Annotated in this window: 17 protein-coding genes; 9 read left to right on the top strand and 8 right to left on the bottom strand. The window is 72.4% G+C overall.

Going from position 1 to position 15,696, the window contains the following annotated elements; all coding sequences use genetic code 11:
- Positions 1 to 610: 610 nt before the first annotated feature.
- Positions 611 to 1,498, top strand: a complete 888-nt coding sequence (locus ACFYV1_RS22960) for a LysR family transcriptional regulator (RefSeq protein WP_389397402.1) — start codon at positions 611 to 613, stop codon at positions 1,496 to 1,498.
- Here ACFYV1_RS22960 and ACFYV1_RS22955 read toward each other — a convergent pair.
- From ACFYV1_RS22955 to ACFYV1_RS22945, 3 genes are read right to left on the bottom strand one after another with little or no spacing between them, the layout of a single operon-like run.
- Positions 1,479 to 2,072, bottom strand: a complete 594-nt coding sequence (locus tag ACFYV1_RS22955) for a TetR/AcrR family transcriptional regulator (RefSeq protein WP_389397401.1) — start codon at positions 2,070 to 2,072, stop codon at positions 1,479 to 1,481. The two genes, ACFYV1_RS22960 and ACFYV1_RS22955, sit on opposite strands and share 20 nt — an antisense overlap.
- Positions 2,073 to 2,122: 50 nt before the next feature.
- Entirely contained in the window at positions 2,123 to 2,500 is a 378-nt protein-coding gene (locus ACFYV1_RS22950) for a hypothetical protein (RefSeq protein WP_389397722.1), read from the bottom strand.
- Complete coding sequence (locus ACFYV1_RS22945) at positions 2,497 to 3,261, bottom strand: SDR family oxidoreductase (protein WP_389397400.1); 765 nt, start codon at positions 3,259 to 3,261, stop codon at positions 2,497 to 2,499. The genes ACFYV1_RS22950 and ACFYV1_RS22945 overlap by 4 nt, the downstream gene beginning before the upstream one ends.
- A 162-nt stretch (positions 3,262 to 3,423) precedes the next feature.
- Between ACFYV1_RS22945 and ACFYV1_RS22940 the strand changes: the two genes are divergently transcribed.
- The 3 genes from ACFYV1_RS22940 to ACFYV1_RS22930 all read left to right on the top strand — a co-directional run bounded on the left by ACFYV1_RS22940 (position 3,424) and on the right by ACFYV1_RS22930 (position 6,791).
- Complete coding sequence (locus ACFYV1_RS22940; protein WP_389397399.1) at positions 3,424 to 4,665, top strand: exo-beta-N-acetylmuramidase NamZ domain-containing protein; 1,242 nt, start codon at positions 3,424 to 3,426, stop codon at positions 4,663 to 4,665.
- A 123-nt stretch (positions 4,666 to 4,788) separates the two neighbouring features.
- The gene (locus ACFYV1_RS22935) at positions 4,789 to 6,078 is read left to right on the top strand and encodes a serine-threonine protein kinase (RefSeq protein WP_389397398.1); all 1,290 of its coding nucleotides are present in this window, start codon (positions 4,789 to 4,791) and stop codon (positions 6,076 to 6,078) included.
- A gap of 101 nt (positions 6,079 to 6,179) precedes the next feature.
- Positions 6,180 to 6,791 (top strand): hypothetical protein, encoded by a 612-nt coding sequence (locus tag ACFYV1_RS22930; RefSeq protein WP_389397397.1) that lies wholly within the window; start codon positions 6,180 to 6,182, stop codon positions 6,789 to 6,791.
- Positions 6,792 to 6,921: 130 nt separating this feature from the next.
- Here the strand turns inward: ACFYV1_RS22930 and ACFYV1_RS22925 are convergent, their stop codons facing one another.
- Positions 6,922 to 7,668 (bottom strand): hypothetical protein, encoded by a 747-nt coding sequence (locus ACFYV1_RS22925; protein ID WP_389397396.1) that lies wholly within the window; start codon positions 7,666 to 7,668, stop codon positions 6,922 to 6,924.
- A 146-nt stretch (positions 7,669 to 7,814) separates the two neighbouring features.
- Here ACFYV1_RS22925 and ACFYV1_RS22920 point away from each other — a divergent pair, with 146 nt between their 5' ends.
- Positions 7,815 to 8,888: an RNA ligase (ATP) gene (locus ACFYV1_RS22920; RefSeq protein ID WP_389397395.1), complete on the top strand. Its 1,074-nt coding sequence runs from the start codon at positions 7,815 to 7,817 to the stop codon at positions 8,886 to 8,888.
- Positions 8,889 to 8,944: 56 nt separating this feature from the next.
- Here ACFYV1_RS22920 and soxR read toward each other — a convergent pair whose 3' ends face one another.
- Positions 8,945 to 9,424: a redox-sensitive transcriptional activator SoxR gene (gene soxR, locus ACFYV1_RS22915; RefSeq protein WP_389397394.1), complete on the bottom strand. Its 480-nt coding sequence runs from the start codon at positions 9,422 to 9,424 to the stop codon at positions 8,945 to 8,947.
- A 103-nt stretch (positions 9,425 to 9,527) separates the two neighbouring features.
- Between soxR and ACFYV1_RS22910 the strand changes: the two genes are divergently transcribed.
- Complete coding sequence (locus ACFYV1_RS22910; RefSeq protein ID WP_389397393.1) at positions 9,528 to 9,989, top strand: MaoC family dehydratase; 462 nt, start codon at positions 9,528 to 9,530, stop codon at positions 9,987 to 9,989.
- Here the strand turns inward: ACFYV1_RS22910 and ACFYV1_RS22905 are convergent.
- A complete protein-coding gene (locus ACFYV1_RS22905) occupies positions 9,977 to 10,633 on the bottom strand; it encodes a TetR/AcrR family transcriptional regulator (protein WP_389397392.1) in 657 nt (218 codons plus the stop codon). The two genes, ACFYV1_RS22910 and ACFYV1_RS22905, sit on opposite strands and share 13 nt — an antisense overlap.
- A gap of 149 nt (positions 10,634 to 10,782) precedes the next feature.
- Positions 10,783 to 11,934, bottom strand: coding sequence for an acyl-CoA dehydrogenase family protein (locus ACFYV1_RS22900; protein WP_389397391.1), 1,152 nt, complete (start codon positions 11,932 to 11,934; stop codon positions 10,783 to 10,785).
- Between the two features lie 62 nt (positions 11,935 to 11,996).
- Here ACFYV1_RS22900 and ACFYV1_RS22895 point away from each other — a divergent pair, with 62 nt between their 5' ends.
- From ACFYV1_RS22895 to ACFYV1_RS22885, 3 genes are read left to right on the top strand one after another with little or no spacing between them, the layout of a single operon-like run.
- The gene (locus ACFYV1_RS22895) at positions 11,997 to 12,728 is read left to right on the top strand and encodes a TetR/AcrR family transcriptional regulator (RefSeq protein ID WP_389397390.1); all 732 of its coding nucleotides are present in this window, start codon (positions 11,997 to 11,999) and stop codon (positions 12,726 to 12,728) included.
- Between the two features lie 15 nt (positions 12,729 to 12,743).
- Positions 12,744 to 13,442, top strand: coding sequence for an ArsR/SmtB family transcription factor (locus ACFYV1_RS22890; RefSeq protein ID WP_389397389.1), 699 nt, complete (start codon positions 12,744 to 12,746; stop codon positions 13,440 to 13,442).
- 32 nt (positions 13,443 to 13,474) lie between these two features.
- Positions 13,475 to 14,458, top strand: coding sequence for a DMT family transporter (locus ACFYV1_RS22885; RefSeq protein ID WP_389397388.1), 984 nt, complete (start codon positions 13,475 to 13,477; stop codon positions 14,456 to 14,458).
- 128 nt (positions 14,459 to 14,586) lie between these two features.
- Here the strand turns inward: ACFYV1_RS22885 and ACFYV1_RS22880 are convergent, their stop codons facing one another.
- Entirely contained in the window at positions 14,587 to 15,666 is a 1,080-nt protein-coding gene (locus ACFYV1_RS22880; RefSeq protein ID WP_389397387.1) for a zinc-binding dehydrogenase, read from the bottom strand.
- Positions 15,667 to 15,696 lie beyond the last annotated feature (30 nt).

Below are 15,696 nucleotides of genomic sequence, written 5' to 3'. Positions count from 1 at the left end.
TCAGCCCGCCGACGGGCCATCTTTCAGCCTTGCCGACGTTTGAGGCGCGAGGGTCCGGAGCCAGAGCCACCCGAAACACCGCGCACCACAACCTCGCCGGCGCTTGGCGCCCGGAGGTCCGGGGGCGGAGCCGCCCGAAACACCGCGCACCACAACCTCGCCGGCGCTTGGCGCCCAGAGGTCCGGGGGCGGAGCCACCCGAAACACCGCGCACTTCAGCCTCGCCGGCGTTTGAGGCGCGGGAGTCCGGGGGCGGAGCCCCCGAAACACCGCGCGGAGCGCGGTGTCGGGTCCGGGCGGAGCCCGGTTGCGGGAAGGGGCGGGTGGGGGAACACGCCCCGCGCAGCGGCCCCGCACCCACCCGCTCAGTAGCCCGCGAACGGCGTATGGTCCGCGAGAGCCAGCTCGCGAAGAAACGCCCGCACCCTCAGCGCGAGCCTCGCGAGCCCCCGCAGGGCCGGTCCACGCCGCGAGCCGTACGCGGCAGTCCACAACGCCGGTACGCGATCCATCAGGTCCATGGATCAAGCGTCGCGCCGCCCCACCCCCTCGGTCCAACAGATGGTTTAGCTGGCAGCCATCGCGAACGGCGATGGGTAGATTGGCCCCCGTGGAGATCCGTCAGCTGCGCCACTTCGTGGCCGTCATCACCCACGGCAGCTTCACCGCCGCCGCCCGCGCCGAGCTCATCGTGCAGTCAGCGCTCAGCACGTCCGTCCGGAACCTGGAGCGGGAACTCGGCGCCGAGCTGTTCGACCGGACGGGGCGGCGGGTGGTGCTGACGGAGGCGGGGCGTGCCCTGCTGCCGGCCGCCCGCGGGCTCCTCTCGGACGCGGCCGCCGCCCGGGACGCCGTCGCGGCCGTCACCGAGCTGGCCACCGGCCGCGTGGCGATCGGCACCATCCAGACGCTCACCACTGTCGACCTCCCCGCCCAGTTGGCCACATTCCACCGGCGGTGGCCCGGCATCCAGGTCTCGGTGCGGGACGCGCCGGTCGGCGAACTGCTCGACGCGCTGCGCGCGGGTGAGCTGGACCTCGCCTATGTCGCCCCGGACGCGGACCAGTTGCCCGAGAGCCTCACCGCGTTCGCGACCTGGCACGAGGAACTGGTGCTGATCACCGCCCCGGGCCATCCGCTGGCCGCCGCGGGCCGCACCCTCCTGCACGATCTCGGCAGCGAGCCGTTCGTGGACTTCCGCGCGGGGACGGGCCTGGAGACAGCGGTGCGCCGGCTCGCGGCGCACTGCGGGCTCGAGCGGCGCATCACCTGTGACGTCACGCAGATCAAGTTGCTGGTGGACCTGGTGCGGGCGGGGATCGGCGTCGCGATCGTGCCGCGCCGGATCGGCGAGGACGCGGGGCTGCCGTGTGTGACGATCCGGCAGCCCGACCCCGGCAGGACCGTGGTGCTTGCGGGACGCGGTCCGCGCCCGCGGAACCCGGCGGCGGCCGCGCTCCTCGACCACCTGGCGGGCGCTACGGCCGCAGTGCCCTGAGCAGCAGGTCCGCGAGGTGGTCGGCGACCTGCTGCTTGGTCATCGGGCCGTCGGGTCGGTACCAGGTCGACAGGTGGTGCACCGAGCCGAAGTGGTAGTCGACGACCAGGTCGGCGGGGGTGGCGGCGGAGAAGACGCCGCTCTCCTGCCCTTCCTCCACCAGCGCCCGGAAGCGCTCGTGGTACCGGCGGCGTTCGGCGCGGACCTGCTTGTGCTTCTCCGGGCTCAGATGGTGCATGGAACGGAAGAAGATGTCCGCGTCGTCGAGGTTCTCGATGGTGGTGACGACGACGTCCGCCGCCGCGCCGCGCAGTCGCGCCTCCACGGGCTCGTCGGCGTCCGCGTAGGCGTCGAGCCGCTGCTGCTGGACGCGCAGCACGCGGGCGTAGACCTCCTGGAGGAGGTCCTCCTTGGAGCCGAAGTAGTGGTAGAGCGCGCCCTTGGTGACGCCGGCCGCCTCCACGATCTCCTGCACCGAAGTGCGGTCGTAGCCGCGCTCGGCGAAGAGCCGGGTGGCGGCGGCCAGCAGCCTCTGCGGGACGGGGGCGCCGTCCCCGTCCGTCGTCCTGGCCATTGCCGCCACCCGCCTTTCTTTCCGTTCTCCGAGCCGTGTTCCGCTGTGTGTCACGCGGGAGATCGCGGTTCCCGCCTGAGGATCTTCCCACTTGTCGCCTTCGGGAGCTCCGGCAGCACCTCGACCTCGTGCGGGTACTTGTACGCGGCCGGCCGCTCGGCACAGTACGCGGAGTCCGGTTCCGCCGCCGCCCCCGGGCGCAGGCAGGCGAAGGCCGATGTCGCCGGTGCGCGGTTCGCCGTCGGGGACAGCTCGTAGGTCTCGCGGTTGCTCGGACGGCCGTCGAAGTGGGCGAGGGCCGTGTGCCCGGTGGCACGGGCGACCGCGGCGCGGAAGGAATGCACCACGGTCGCGGGCGGGTCGACGGCCGCCCGCTGGGCGTCGCCGAGCTGGGACAGCCAGGGCCCGGCGGCGTGGATCGGGCTCATCGGCCGGTCTCCTCCCACTTCTGCTGGATGTGGTTCATACCGGCGAGCCACCGGTCGCTCCGGGTCGCTCGGGCCGCGTAGTACTCGGCGACCTCGGGGTGCGGCAGGACGAGGAAGCGGTCCTCGTCCATCGCCTCGAAGAGGGACTCGGCGACGTCCTCCGGCTCGATCGCGGTCGGCGTCAGGACCAGTTCGCCGGCCGTGCCGCTGGCGGTCAGCATGTCGGTGCGTACGCCCTGGGGGCAGATCGCGTGGACCTTGAGGCCGCGGTGCCGGTAGGTGAGGGAGAGCCACTCCGCGTAGGCGAGCGCGCCGTGCTTGGTGACGCTGTACGGCGCGGCGCCGATCATGGTGAGCAGCCCGGCGGCGGAGACGGTGGAGACGAAGCGTCCGCTGCCGCGCTCGAGCCAGTCTGGCAGCAGTGCCCGGCTCGCCCGTACGTGGGCCATGACGTTGACGTCCCAGGCGGTGGCCCATACGTCCTCGTCGGCGAAGGCGTCGCCGCCGGAGCCGAGTCCCGCGTTGGCGCAGTAGACGTCGACGACGCCGCCGAGGGCGTCACGGGCCTCGTCCACGATCCGCGAGGCGTCGCCGGGTACGGCGGTGGCACCGATCTCGTCGGCGACCTTCCTGGCCTTGCCCGCGTCGATGTCGTTGACGACAACGCGCGCGCCCCCGGCGGCGAACCGGCGGGCCAGCGCGGCTCCGATTCCGCCGCCCGCGCCCGTGATCACGACCCCAGCGCCCTGCACCGTACTCATCGGCTCCGCCTCTCCGTCCACCGGTCGATGTCTACAGACTAACCAGTCGGTATGTGGCCGCGGAAGAGGCAGGCACAACCACGTGCGCGGGTCGTTCCCCCGCGGCGACATGAGCGCTAGCGTGCGGTGGTCATGACACAAGGCGATCACGGAGGTAGCTCTATGAGCCTGTCCAGACGGGGTTTGCTGGTCGCGGGCGGCGGCGCGGTGGGAGCGATGACCGTCACCCCCGGGTCCGCCACGGCCCACTCGGGCCGCGGCAGGGTCCGCACCGGTTTCGAACGCCTGGCCGCCGACGGGTACGCGGCACTGTCCGGGCAGCGGGTCGGGGTGGTCACCAACCCGACCGGCATCACCCGCGACGTCAGCCACATCGTGGATGTGATGCACGCCGACGACCGTGTGGACCTCGTCGCGGTCTTCGGCCCCGAGCACGGCTTCCGCGGCACCGCACAGGCGGGCGGGTCAGAGGGCCGCTACGACGACCCGGCGACCGGGCTGCCCGTCTACGACACGTACCTCAAGAGCGGTCAACCGCTCGCCGACATCTTCACGGCCTCCGGCGTGGACACGGTCGTCTTCGACATCCAGGACGCGGGCGCCCGCTTCTACACGTACATCTGGACGCTGTTCGACTGCATGCGGGCGGCGGCGCTGTCCGGCAAGCGCTTCGTCGTGCTCGACCGGCCGAATCCGATGACGGGCAGGTCCGCGCTCGGGCCGGTGCTCGACAAGGCGTTCGCGACCTTCGTGGGCCGCGAACCCATCTCGCAGGCGCACGGCATGACCGTCGCCGAGCTGGCGCTGCTGTTCAACGGCGAGTTCCTGCCCCGGCCCGTCGAGCTCGGGGTCGTGACGATGAAGGGCTGGCGGCGGGGCGACTTCTTCGACGAGACGGGCCTGCCCTGGGTGCCGCCGAGCCCCAACATGCCGACGCCACAGACCGCGCTGGTGTACTCCGGCACCTGCCTGTTCGAGGGCACGAACCTCTCGGAGGGCCGGGGAACCACGCGCCCGTTCGAGCTGCTCGGCGCCGAGGGCATCGGCCCGGCCTGGGCCGGGGCGGCGAACTCGCTCGGCCTGCCGGGCGTCCGCTTCCGTGAGGCGTACTTCGCGCCCACCTTCTCCAAGTTCGCGGGGAAGACCGTCGGCGGCGTCCAGCTGCACGTCCACGACCGCGAGTCCTACGACCCGGTCCGCACGGGCATCGCCCTCCTGGTGACGGCGAAGCGGACCTGGAGCGGTTTCGCCTGGCGCGCCGACAACTGGATCGACAAGCTGACGGGTTCCACCAAGGTTCGCACCCTGATCGACGCCGGCGCGGACACCGACGAGGTGGTGGGCGCGTGGCAGGAGGAGCTGGCGGCGTTCCGGGCCGTCCGGAAGGAGTACCTCCGCTACTGACGCGGGGCGCGCCGGTACTGAAGCGGGGCTCGCTCCGAGCGGCTCGCACGGCACGAGGTATGGCCGTTTCTCCTCTTGCGCAGGATGCTGGGCCGCAGCGGAACGCAAGGGGAGGGGCGGGCCATGGCGGGGACGGGTGCGGGACCGTACCGGGAGATCTGCTTCGACGCGGACGGCGATCCGGGAGGAGGGGCGTACGACACGCTCGCGGCTGCGGACGTCACGGATCTCGTGGTGTTCGCACATGGCTGGAACAACTCGCCCGCCACCGCGCGCCGGTTCCACCAGTCGTTCTTCGCGCCCTTCCCCAAACTGCTGGCCTCGGCACCCGGGGTCCGTATCGGGTACGCGGGCGTGCTGTGGCCCTCCATGCGGTTTCCGGACGAGCCGTTCCCCGCCGCCGAGCGGGTCGAGGAAGCGGCGACGACGGCAGGGCCGGGGTTGGGCAAGCCGACACGGGACCTGCTCTCCTGCCTGTTTCCCGGGCACGGGGCGACGGTGGACCGGCTGGCGTCGCTCCTCGACGAACAGCCGGAGTCGCGGGCGGCGTTCGCGGAGTTCGGGATGCTCGCCCGGCAGCTGGCGGCGGTACCGCCCGGAGGGCTCGAGGCGGCGTTCGCGGAGGACCTGCCGCGGGACGAGCAGAGCCCGCCGGCGGTCCTGTACGAGGACGGCCTCACGCTGTCCCTGCGGCTGGCCGCTGCCCTCGACGGCCACCACCGGGACCACGGCGGGCCGGGGGCGGCCTGGCGGGGTGCGAAGGAGCTGCTGCGGCAGACGACGTACTACGCGATGAAGCGTCGCGCGGGAACGGTCGGCGAGCTGGGTCTCGGCCCGCTGCTGGGGCGGCTTTCCCGGTCCGCGCCCCACCTGCGGGTGCATCTCGTCGGCCACAGCCACGGTGCGCGGCTGGTCGCGTTCGCCCTGCGGGGACTGCCGGACGGAGCGTGCAACGTAAAATCGCTGACCCTGTTCCAAGCTGCTTTCTCGCACTACGCGTTCGCCACGAGCCTGCCCCACGCTCCGTCCCGCTGCGGGGTGCTCGGCGCGTTGCAGGACCGGGTCGACGGGCCGGTCGTGGCGTGCCATTCACGGCACGACACCGCGCTCGGGGTCTTCTACCCGCTGGTTTCGAGCCTGGCCGGCGACGAGGCGGCCGCGGCAGGCACCGACCGCAGGTGGTGGGCGATGGGACACGACGGAATCCGGGGAGTCGCGGACACGCCACGGCTGACGCTGGAGGAGGCGCTGCGGACCGGGCTGCCGGCCTCGGGCTGCGTCAGCGTCGACGCCTCGGCGGTGGTGCGGCGCGGCCGCCCGCCGGTGGGCGCCCACGGTGACGTCTGCCATGAGGAACTGGCCCGGGTGGTGCTGACGGCGGGCCGGGTCGCAGGGCACCACGCGGGGACGTGATCCGGCCGAAGCGCACATTCCCTCTTTTCGATGGAGCCGAAACGGGAACTCCTACGTCCATTCTTCAACGCCGATGTACCAGCGACGGAGGTGTCGTTACGATGGCCGGTTTCCGGAGTCTCGCGAGACAGGTGCGCGACCCGCGGTGTGATCTGGCGCTGCGGCGCTACTCGCTGCGCAAGTGCCTTGAAAGGTTCGCCCCTTACGGGCACCGGGCCACATGGGACCACCTGTGCGGCAGGCATGGCATCGATCCCGAGGACAGGGCCCCGGATCCGGCGCGGCTGGTGGCCGCGCTCGAGGAGCTGGAAGAGGCACGGGCCGTCTGGCTCGCGTACGAGGACAACTTCGCGGACCGCCGCAAACGGGAGAAGCACGACGGGCTGCGGCGGCCCGGACACATCGACGACTGGCACCGAAGGACATGGGGCGGCAACGGGGTCGCCCGCTGCGACACGCCGGCGGAGCATCCGTCCGCGCCCCTCGGTGAGGTGCTGCGCCGGCTGATCGGCGCACTCGAGGCGGAGCCGGGCTCCGGCTGCCCGGTGTGCCGGGGAACCGACATCGTGTGGCGACAGGACCTGCAGCGCGAACCCTGGTTCGGACCGGTCTGCACCGGCTGCGGGATCGTCGTGCCGCAGCCGGTCCTGACACCGGAGGCCGTGGCGGCGGCGAAGCGCGCGGGCCGGCGCGAGCTCGCCTCCGTCGCCTGACCTCCACGGGTTCCGGGGCGGGGGCCCGGGGCCCGTGGGCCCGGTCGGGGCCGGCCCGGTCGGGGACCCGTGGGCCGGGTCGGGGCCGCAACCGTGGGCCCGGTCGGGCCCGGGACCAGGCGGGGCGCGGTCAGCCCGGGAAGTCCTCCCACGCCTCGTCGGTGAACCGCCGCTCACGGGGCAGGTTCAGCAGCCCGACCTTGAAGAGGAGTGCGGCGTCGGCACCACGGCCCCGCAGCCGGCCGGGGGCGTGTGCCGCGATCCATGCCTGGAACTCGGCGACCGGTTCCTCCCGCCGGTGGTCGCCCCACCAGCTGCTGAACAACGGCCGGTCGTCGAGCAACTCGTCGATCCACAGCTCCAGGTAGTCGTGGAGCTGCTCGTCCGCCGGTCCGCCCGGCGGCTGCCGGGCCCAGGTCGCGAGGAACGGGGTGACCGTGGCGCCGACGACCACGCAGGCGTCGAAGACGTCGACCGCCGGATACAGGGGTCGTGCCCTGCCGACGGTGTCCGCCCACCAGGCTTCGAGGAACACACGGACGGCTTCCGCCTGCTCGGTCGGCCAGGTGCGCCAGCCGGAGCGCCCCAGCCCTGCCATCTCGTACGCGCAGGGCCCCTCGTAGCGGCCCGTCGCCAGCTGCCCGGCCAGTTGCGGAAGGATCCGGCGCATCACGGCCGGATGGTCGTCGAAGTGGGACGGCACCTCGTGCGTGAACATCCGCAGCACGTCGTCGGGCAGTTCCACGTCCGGCGTGCGCAGCAGCGCCGTCTCCTCCGGCAGATGACACAGGCCGCAGCCCGTCTCGCCCGGGCTGGTCATACCGGCGAAGACCTTCCGAACGCGCTGCACCGCCGTGTCGAGTACGGGTGAGGCCATGGGTGCCACCTCCTGTCGGGTGACTCCGGCCGCGGCTTACGCCCGCCGAAGATCGCGACGCTACCAGGCGGAAAAACCGATGGGCCAACGGGATTCGGCGGCGGCACAGTTGGCTGCGTTGCGGAACACCACCGAGGAGCCCCGACATGTCGACGCTGCGCGTCACCGCCGAAGTCCTGACCGTGCACGAGCACCCGAACGCCGATGCGCTCGAACTGGCCCAGGTGGGCCTGTACCGGGCCGTCGTCGCCAAGGGCGCCTACCGCACCGGCGATGCCGCGCTCTACATCCCGGAGCAGGCCGTTCTCCCGGCCGCACTCGTCGAGGAGCTGGGCCTGACCGGCCGGCTCGCGGGCGGGGAAGCCAACCGGGTCAAGGCGGTGCGGCTGCGCGGCGAGCTGTCACAGGGAATCGTGTGCCGGCCGAGCGCGCTCGCGGACGTCGACCTGGTGCGGGCGGCCGCGGACGGCACGGACTTCGCCGAGCGGCTCTCGATCACCAAGTGGTCGCCGCCGATCCCGCCCAGGATGAACGGTGACATCGAGGCTGCCCCGGACCTGCTCCCATGGGTGGACATCGAGAACCTGCAGCGTTATCCGGGCATCTTCGAGCCCGGCGAGGCGGTCGTGATCACCGAGAAGCTGCACGGCAGCGCCTGCCTCATGACCTACAGCACGGAGGACGGCGGGCGGGTGCAGGTCTCGTCCAAGGGGTTCGGCGCCAAGGGCCTCGCCATCAAGAACGACCCGGCGAACCTCTACTGGCGCGCGATCCTCGGGCACGGCGTGCCCAAGATCGCGGCACGCCTCGCCGAGCGGCTCGGCGCGCACCGGGTGGGGCTGTTCGCCGAGGTGTACGGCGCCGGTGTCCAGGACCTCGCCTACGGCAAGGACGCCAGAGCGCGGGACGGGCTGGGCTACGCCGTGTTCGACGTCTCGGCGGAGATCGACGGCCGGGTCCGCTGGCTGGATCCGGCCGCCGTGCTCCGCGGTGAACTGCCGGTCGTGCCCAGGCTGTTCACGGGCCCGTACGACGCGGACAAGGTGCTGGAGCTGGCGAGCGGCCGCGAGACGGTGTCGGGCCGGCGGCTTCATCTGCGGGAGGGCGTGGTGGTCCGTCCGGTCGTGGAGCGGTACAGCCCGGTCACCGGCGGACGAGCGATCGCCAAGGCGGTGAGCCCTGCGTACCTGACCCGCAAGGGCGGCACCGAGTACGAGTAGGAACCCCGCGCGGAGGGCGGGCCCGTCACGGGGGTGCGGGCCCGCCCTCCGGCCTGTCAGGCGCTGTCGCCCTTCGCGCGCCGCTGCTCCGCCAGCAGTCGCGAGCCGGTCAGCCGCTCGCCGAAGACGTCGTCAGGGTTGGACAGGACGCAGTTCTCCAGCGAGAGGCAGCCGCAGCCGATGCAGTCCGTCAGATGGTCGCGGAGCCGGCCGAGCTGTTTGATGCGCTCGTCGAGCTCGCCGCGCCACGCCTCCGAGAGCCGGGCCCAGTCGTCGCGGTCGGGCGTCCGCTCCTCGGGCAGCTCCGCGAGGGCTTTCCTGATGGTGGCGAGCGGGATGCCGACGCGTTGCGCGGCACGTACGAAGGCCACCCGGCGCAGCGCGTCCCTGCTGTAGCGGCGCTGGTTGCCGCTGGTACGACGGCTGCTGATGAGGCCTTTGGACTCGTAGAAGTGCAGGGCGGACACGGCCGCTCCGCTGCGCGCTGCGAGCTGGCCGACGGTGAGCTCGTGGATCTTCTCTGGAATCTGTGGCACTCCTCGAAGCCTACTGGTCCGTCGTTGACAGGACGGTGCCGCCCGACCATGCTGAGCAAGCGCTTAGAAACTTGTGGAACGCCTGAGAGGCAGGGACAGGGACATGACAGAGCCGAGGATCTTCACCTCCCCCGAGGAGTTGCGCGCCGGAGTCGGCGAGCGACTGGGTCACAGTGACTGGCTGGAGGTCGACCAGAAGCGGATCGACCTCTTCGCCGACGCCACGGGCGACCACCAGTGGATCCACGTGGACCCGGAGCGAGCCGCGAGCGGCCCCTTCGGCACGACGATCGCCCACGGCTACCTGACGCTGTCGCTGCTGCCCGCCCTGGTGCCCCAGGTCCTCCGGGTGGAGGGCATGAAGATGGGCATCAACTACGGCACCAACAAGGTCCGTTTCCCCTCCCCCGTGCCGGTGGGCTCACGACTGCGCGCCACCGCGGTTCTGCAGGGTGTCGAGGAGGCGGGCGGCGGCGTCCAGGTGACCGCCCTCGTCACGATCGAGCGCGAGGGCGGCGACAAGCCGGTGTGCGTGGCGGAGTCGGTGTCCCGCTACTTCTTCTGAGTGCTCCGGGGGCCCTTGGCGCTCACCATGCGCAGTACGAGGTCGGCGTAGAGGGCCCCGACCTCGTCCGGCGTCCGGCGGCCCTGGGTGTTGAACCAGCGCGCCACGTCGATGCAGAGCGACAGGACGGCGACGGTGGTGCCGGGCACGTCCGGCACGTCGAACTCACCCGCCTCGACACCCTCGTTGAGGATGCGGCGCACCACGGCGTCGGTCTGCCTGCGCAGCCCGAAGATCTCGGTGCGGTGGCCGTCGCTGAGCGCGTCGAGTTCGTACTGCACGACACGGGCGGTGGTGTGGCGGCCCGCGTGCCAGCGGACGAAGGAGCGCACGGCGTCGGCGAGGCGATCGGTGGGCGTGCCGGCGCCGTCGTATGCGGCGTTGAGGATCTCGAGAGCCTTGTCGTGCCCGATCCGGCTGATCCGGTGGAGCAGCTCTTCCTTCGTCTTGTAGTGGATGTAGAGCGCGGCCGGGCTCATGCCCGCACGGCCGGCGATGTCCCGGGTGGTGGTCGCGTGGTAACCGCGCTCGGCGAAGGCCTCGACAGCGGCGACGAGGAGTTTCCTGGCCGCGTCAGGGGTGACCTCGTCCCACGGCTTGTCCTCCTCAGCCGCCCGGTCCGCCGTCTCGTCCGCCGCACTCATCGCTCGTTCGCCCCTTTCGTGGCACAGGACGAACACCATACCCCGAAGGTGAGCAAGCGCTTAGAGTCTGACGGGTGCTTCCGGGCGGCCAGAACCCGGAGAACCACCCGGCCCACCCGCCCGGGCCGACCGCCGACCCCCGGCGCGCCTCAGAAGGCGGAGACCCCGGTCAGCGCCCGCCCGATGATCAGCTTCTGGATCTGGCTGGTGCCCTCGTAGAGAGTCATGACCCGGGCGTCGCGGAGCAGCTTTCCGACGGGGTACTCGTCGATGTAACCGTAGCCGCCGAAGACCTGGACGGCGTTGTTGGCGGCGCGTACCGCCGCCTCCGAGGCGAACAGCTTGGCCTTGGAGGCGGCCGTCGCGAACTCCTCGCCCCGGTCGATCAGGTCGGCGACCCGCCAGGTCAGCAGCCGGGCGGCGTCCACGTCGACCGCGATGTCGCTGATCAGCTCCTGGACCAGCTGATAGTGCGCGATCGACCTGCCGAACTGCTCGCGTTCCTTCGCGTAGCCCACCGCGGCGTCGAGCGCCGCCTGGGCGATGCCGACACAGCCCGCGGCGACCGACATCCGCCCCTTGGCGAGGGCGGACATCGCGATCGAGAAGCCCTTGCCCTCCGGGCCGAGCATCGCGGACGCCGGCACCCGGACGTCCTCGAGCACCAGCTCGGCGGTGGCCTGGCCGCGCAGCCCCAGCTTGCCGTGGACGGTGCGACGGGTGAGGCCGGGCGTGTCGGTGGGAACGAGGAAGGCGGACACGCCCTTGTGTCCGGGGGTGTCGTTGGTCCTGGCGAACAGCAGCACCACATCGGCCCAGGTGCCGTTGGTGATGAACATCTTGGAGCCGTTGATCACGTAGTCACCGCCTTCGGGGACGGCCCGGGTGATCAGGTTCCCGGCGTCGGAGCCGGTACCGGGCTCCGTGAGACCGAAGCAGCCGAGGGCGTCGCCGGCGGTGAGACGGGGCAGCCAGTGGCGCTTCTGATCCTCGGTGCCGTACGCGGCGACGGTCTTGGCGACCAGGCCCAGCGACACCGAGACGATCCCGCGCACGGAGGAGTCCCCGCGCCCCAGCTCCTCCGTCACGAGGCAGTACGAGAGATGGTCGCCGCCGGAGCCGCCGTACTCCTCGCCGACGGTGAGCCCGAGGAAGCCGAGCGCGCCGAGCTTCTTCACGATGCCCCGGTCGACACACTCGGCGCGGTCCCATTCGACGACGTGCGGGGTGATCTCGCGGGCGACGAAGTCCTTCGCCAGCTGCCTGACGGCCGACCGCTCCTCGCCGAGCTCCAGGTTCATGCGTAACCCCACTTTTAACTACCACTGCTAGTTTCCATCTGGCAGGCCCTACTATGTGCCGCATGGCCCGACCGCGCAAGCCCCTCCTCAGCAGAGACCGGATCGTCGAGACGGCGAGCGCGCTCGTGGACGCGGAAGGTCTGGACGCGGTCTCCACCCGCAGGCTCGCCGCGGAGCTCGGAGTGAGCGGACCCTCGCTCTACAACCACTTCCGCAACAAGGACGAGATCCTGGACGCCGTCGCCGACGCGGTCAGCTCCCGTGTCGACCTGTCGATGTTCGACGCGGACGACGCCCGGGACTGGCGCACCGCCCTGCACGACTGGGCCGTCTCCTACCGCGCCGCCCTCACCGCCCACCCCAACACCGTGCCCGTCCTCGCCCGCGGCCCCGGCCGCCGCCCGGCCGGCCTCAAGGTCGCCGACGCCGTCTTCGGCGCGATGGTCCGCGCCGGCTGGCCGCCCGCGCACGCCACCCGTATCGGCGCCCTGATGCGGTACTTCATCACCGGCTCCGCGCTCGGCTCGTTCGCCCGCGGCTTCGTCGACGACGCGACGGCGTACGACCCCGCCGACTACCCGCACCTGGGCCAGGCCCACCTGCTGGCCGACCAGCAGGAGAAGATCGACGAGGGAGCGTTCGAGACGGGGCTGACGGCCCTGCTCGACGGGCTGGCGATGCAGTACGAGGCCGTCCGCCACGACACCGGCGGGCACGACGCCGTCGGCATTGAAGCCACGGGGCACGACGCAACGGGGCACGACACGCTTCGGCCCACGCCGAACCGTCCCTGACGCATCCTGGGAGCCATGACCTCCTCCCGCGACCTCGCCGCGTTCGCCGCGCTCCTCGCCGACGAGACCCGCGCCGGCTTCGCGCTCGCGCTGCTCGACGGGCGGGCCTGGACCGCCGGGGAGCTGGCACGGCACGCCGAGGTAGCCGCGTCCACCGCGAGCGAACACCTCGGCAAACTCGTCGCCGGCGGGCTCCTCGCCGAGGAACGGCAGGGCCGCCACCGGTACGTCCGGCTGGCCGACGACCGGGTGGCACACCTGGTCGAGGAACTCGCCGCGTACGCCGCGCCCGGCCCGGCGCAGCCGCCGCGGACCCTGCGGGAGTCGAGCGCCGCACACGCCATGGCGCGCGGCCGTACCTGCTACGACCACCTCGCGGGACGGCTCGGCATCACCATCACCCACGCCATGACCACGCGCGGCCTGCTGACCGTGGACACCGGCTTCGCCCTCACCGAGGCCGGCACCGGCTGGTTCGCCGAACTGGGTGTCCCGCTCGACGCGGCCGGGCGCCGGCCGCTGGTGCGCGGCTGTCTCGACTGGACCGAACGCAGGCCGCACCTCGCCGGCCTGGCGGGCGCACGGCTGTGCCGGCACGCGCTGGACGCCGGCTGGTGCGTACGGATCGGCACCGAACGGGCCGTGAAGGTCACGGGGGAAGGCGAACGGGCGCTGCGCGCACTGCTCGGCATCGATCCCGCGATATTGCGGTGAGCGCCGAAGGGTCGGCACCGTACGGTCGCCCCATGACAACGGAGAACCGCCACTCGCAGTGGCCCGCGCTGGTGGCCGCGTGTGTGACCGTCGTGCTGTGGGCGTCCGCGTTCGTGTCCATCCGCAGTGCTGGGGAGGCGTACTCCCCCGGCGCACTCGCCCTCGGCCGGCTGCTCGCCGGGTCGCTCGCGCTCGGCTGTGTGCTGCTCATACGGCGGGAGGGCCTGCCGCCACGCGCGGCATGGCCCGGCATCGTCGTGTCGGGGCTGCTCTGGTTCGGCGTCTACATGGTGGTTCTCAACTGGGGCGAGCAGCAGGTCGACGCGGGCACGGCCGCGATGGTGGTGAACACCGGCCCGATCCTGATCGCCCTGCTCGGCGCCCGGCTGCTCGGCGAGGGCCTGCCGCCCCGCCTGGTGGCGGGCATGGCGGTCTCGTTCGCCGGAGCGGTGGTCGTGGGCCTGTCGATGTCGGGCGAGGGCAGCGCCTCCACCCTGGGCGTGCTGCTGTGCCTGCTGGCCGCGGTGGGCTACGCGGGCGGGGTCGTGGCCCAGAAGCCGGCGCTGGCGCACGGGAGCGCTCTGCAGGTGACGACGTTCGGGTGCCTGGTGGGCACGGTGGCGTGCCTGCCGTTCGCGGGGCAGCTGGTCGATCAGGCCTCCGACGCGCCCGTGTCGGCCACTCTCAACATGGTCTACCTCGGTGTGTTCCCGACCGCGCTGGCTTTCACGACCTGGGCGTACGCCCTCGCCCGTACGACGGCCGGACGGATGGGGGCGACCACGTACGCGGTGCCCGCGCTGGTGGTGCTGATGTCGTGGCTGGCCCTCGACGAGGTGCCCGCGCTGCTGACGACGGCCGGCGGCGCGCTGTGCCTGGCGGGCGTGGCCGTCTCCCGCTCCCGGACCGGTGCCCGGCCCGGGGCGGCCCGGCCGCGGTCGGTGTCCGCGGCCGGGAGCGAGGAGGACGTCAGCCGTAGGGGGATGCCTTCTCGGCGCGGGAGGCCGGGATCCTGATCGCGACGAGCGAGATCACGGCGAGCGCGACGATGCGGGGCAGGACCGCCGTGGACGTGACGGTGGCCGCGAACAGGACGGCGGGAGGACGGGCCGCGCAGGGGCGGAGCCCGACGGCGACCGGCCCGTCAGAACACCACCAGCGCCCGTCCGCCCTTGCCCGCCACCATGTTCTCGAACGCCGCCGGGATGCCGTCCAGCGCGATCCGTTCCGTGACCAGCGTGCTCATGTCCAGTCTGCCCGCGCGGATGTGGTCCGCCAGGACCGGAAGGTCCGCGGCCGGGTCGGAGTTGCCGTAGACGCAGCCGGACAGGGTGCGGCCCCAGTGGAAGAGCTCCAGCGCGTTGAACGTGACCTGCTGGTCCTTGCCCCCGATACCGACGACGATCGTGCGGCCGCCACGGCGGGTGGACTCCCAGGCGGCCCGGATGGTGACCGCCCGGCCGACGCACTCGATCGCCACGTCCGCGCCCCGTTTGCCCGTCAGCGCCCGGATCTCCCGCGCGGTGTTCTCGGAGGCGACGACGTATTCCGTGGCACCGGCTCGGCGGGCCAGCTCCTCCTTCTCCGGGGACACGTCGACGGCGATGACGGGCCCGGCGCCCGCGATCCGTGCGGACTGGAGCGTGGCCAGGCCCACGCCGCCGACGCCGTGAACCACGACGGACTCGCCCTCGCGCACCCGCGCGGCGTTGTGCACGGCGCCGTATCCGGTGAGGACGGCGCAGCCGAGCAGCGCCGCGTCCTCGAGCGGGACGCCTTCGGGGACGGGCAGCACGCAGTTCGCGTCGACGACGGTCTCCTCGGCGAACGCGGCGACGTTCAGGCCCGGATGGAGCTCGGTGCCGTCGGCCGCGACGGCGTGCACCCGGCCGGCGCCGGTCAGCGCGTCGGCGCACAGCCACACCTCGCCGATCGTGCAGGCGTGGCAACGGCCGCAGGACGGGGCCCAGTTGAGGACGACCGCGTCACCCACGGCGAGACGGGCCACGCCCTCACCGACGGCCACGACGGTGCCGGCGCCCTCGTGTCCGAGAACCGCGGGGACGGGCACCCGCATGGTGCCGTCGGACAGGGACAGATCGGAGTGGCACACCCCGGCGGCGGCGAGCCTGACACGGACCTGGCCGGGGCCGGGCTCCGGCAGGGAGATCTCCGTGATTTCGAGGGGAGCGCCGACGGCGGGCAGGACGGCTGCACGGACCACGTTGGTTTCCTTACCGCTCAGAGATGTCAG

This window comes from Streptomyces sp. NPDC003023 (assembly GCF_042888225.1).
Classification (GTDB): domain Bacteria; phylum Actinomycetota; class Actinomycetes; order Streptomycetales; family Streptomycetaceae; genus Streptomyces.
Note: the sequence above shows the minus strand (reverse complement) of the source record. Positions and strands in the feature narration are given on the sequence as shown.

Coding starts and splice junctions, on each gene's coding strand:
- ACFYV1_RS22955 (WP_389397401.1), bottom strand. CDS start 2,072: ATGGCCAGGACGACGGACGGGGACGGCGCCCCCGTCCCGCAGAGGCTG.
- ACFYV1_RS22950 (WP_389397722.1), bottom strand. CDS start 2,500: ATGAGCCCGATCCACGCCGCCGGGCCCTGGCTGTCCCAGCTCGGCGAC.
- ACFYV1_RS22945 (WP_389397400.1), bottom strand. CDS start 3,261: ATGAGTACGGTGCAGGGCGCTGGGGTCGTGATCACGGGCGCGGGCGGC.
- ACFYV1_RS22940 (WP_389397399.1), top strand. CDS start 3,424: ATGAGCCTGTCCAGACGGGGTTTGCTGGTCGCGGGCGGCGGCGCGGTG.
- ACFYV1_RS22935 (WP_389397398.1), top strand. CDS start 4,789: ATGGCGGGGACGGGTGCGGGACCGTACCGGGAGATCTGCTTCGACGCG.
- ACFYV1_RS22930 (WP_389397397.1), top strand. CDS start 6,180: ATGGCCGGTTTCCGGAGTCTCGCGAGACAGGTGCGCGACCCGCGGTGT.
- ACFYV1_RS22925 (WP_389397396.1), bottom strand. CDS start 7,668: ATGGCCTCACCCGTACTCGACACGGCGGTGCAGCGCGTTCGGAAGGTC.
- ACFYV1_RS22920 (WP_389397395.1), top strand. CDS start 7,815: ATGTCGACGCTGCGCGTCACCGCCGAAGTCCTGACCGTGCACGAGCAC.
- ACFYV1_RS22910 (WP_389397393.1), top strand. CDS start 9,528: ATGACAGAGCCGAGGATCTTCACCTCCCCCGAGGAGTTGCGCGCCGGA.
- ACFYV1_RS22905 (WP_389397392.1), bottom strand. CDS start 10,633: ATGAGTGCGGCGGACGAGACGGCGGACCGGGCGGCTGAGGAGGACAAG.
- ACFYV1_RS22900 (WP_389397391.1), bottom strand. CDS start 11,934: ATGAACCTGGAGCTCGGCGAGGAGCGGTCGGCCGTCAGGCAGCTGGCG.
- ACFYV1_RS22895 (WP_389397390.1), top strand. CDS start 11,997: ATGGCCCGACCGCGCAAGCCCCTCCTCAGCAGAGACCGGATCGTCGAG.
- ACFYV1_RS22890 (WP_389397389.1), top strand. CDS start 12,744: ATGACCTCCTCCCGCGACCTCGCCGCGTTCGCCGCGCTCCTCGCCGAC.
- ACFYV1_RS22885 (WP_389397388.1), top strand. CDS start 13,475: ATGACAACGGAGAACCGCCACTCGCAGTGGCCCGCGCTGGTGGCCGCG.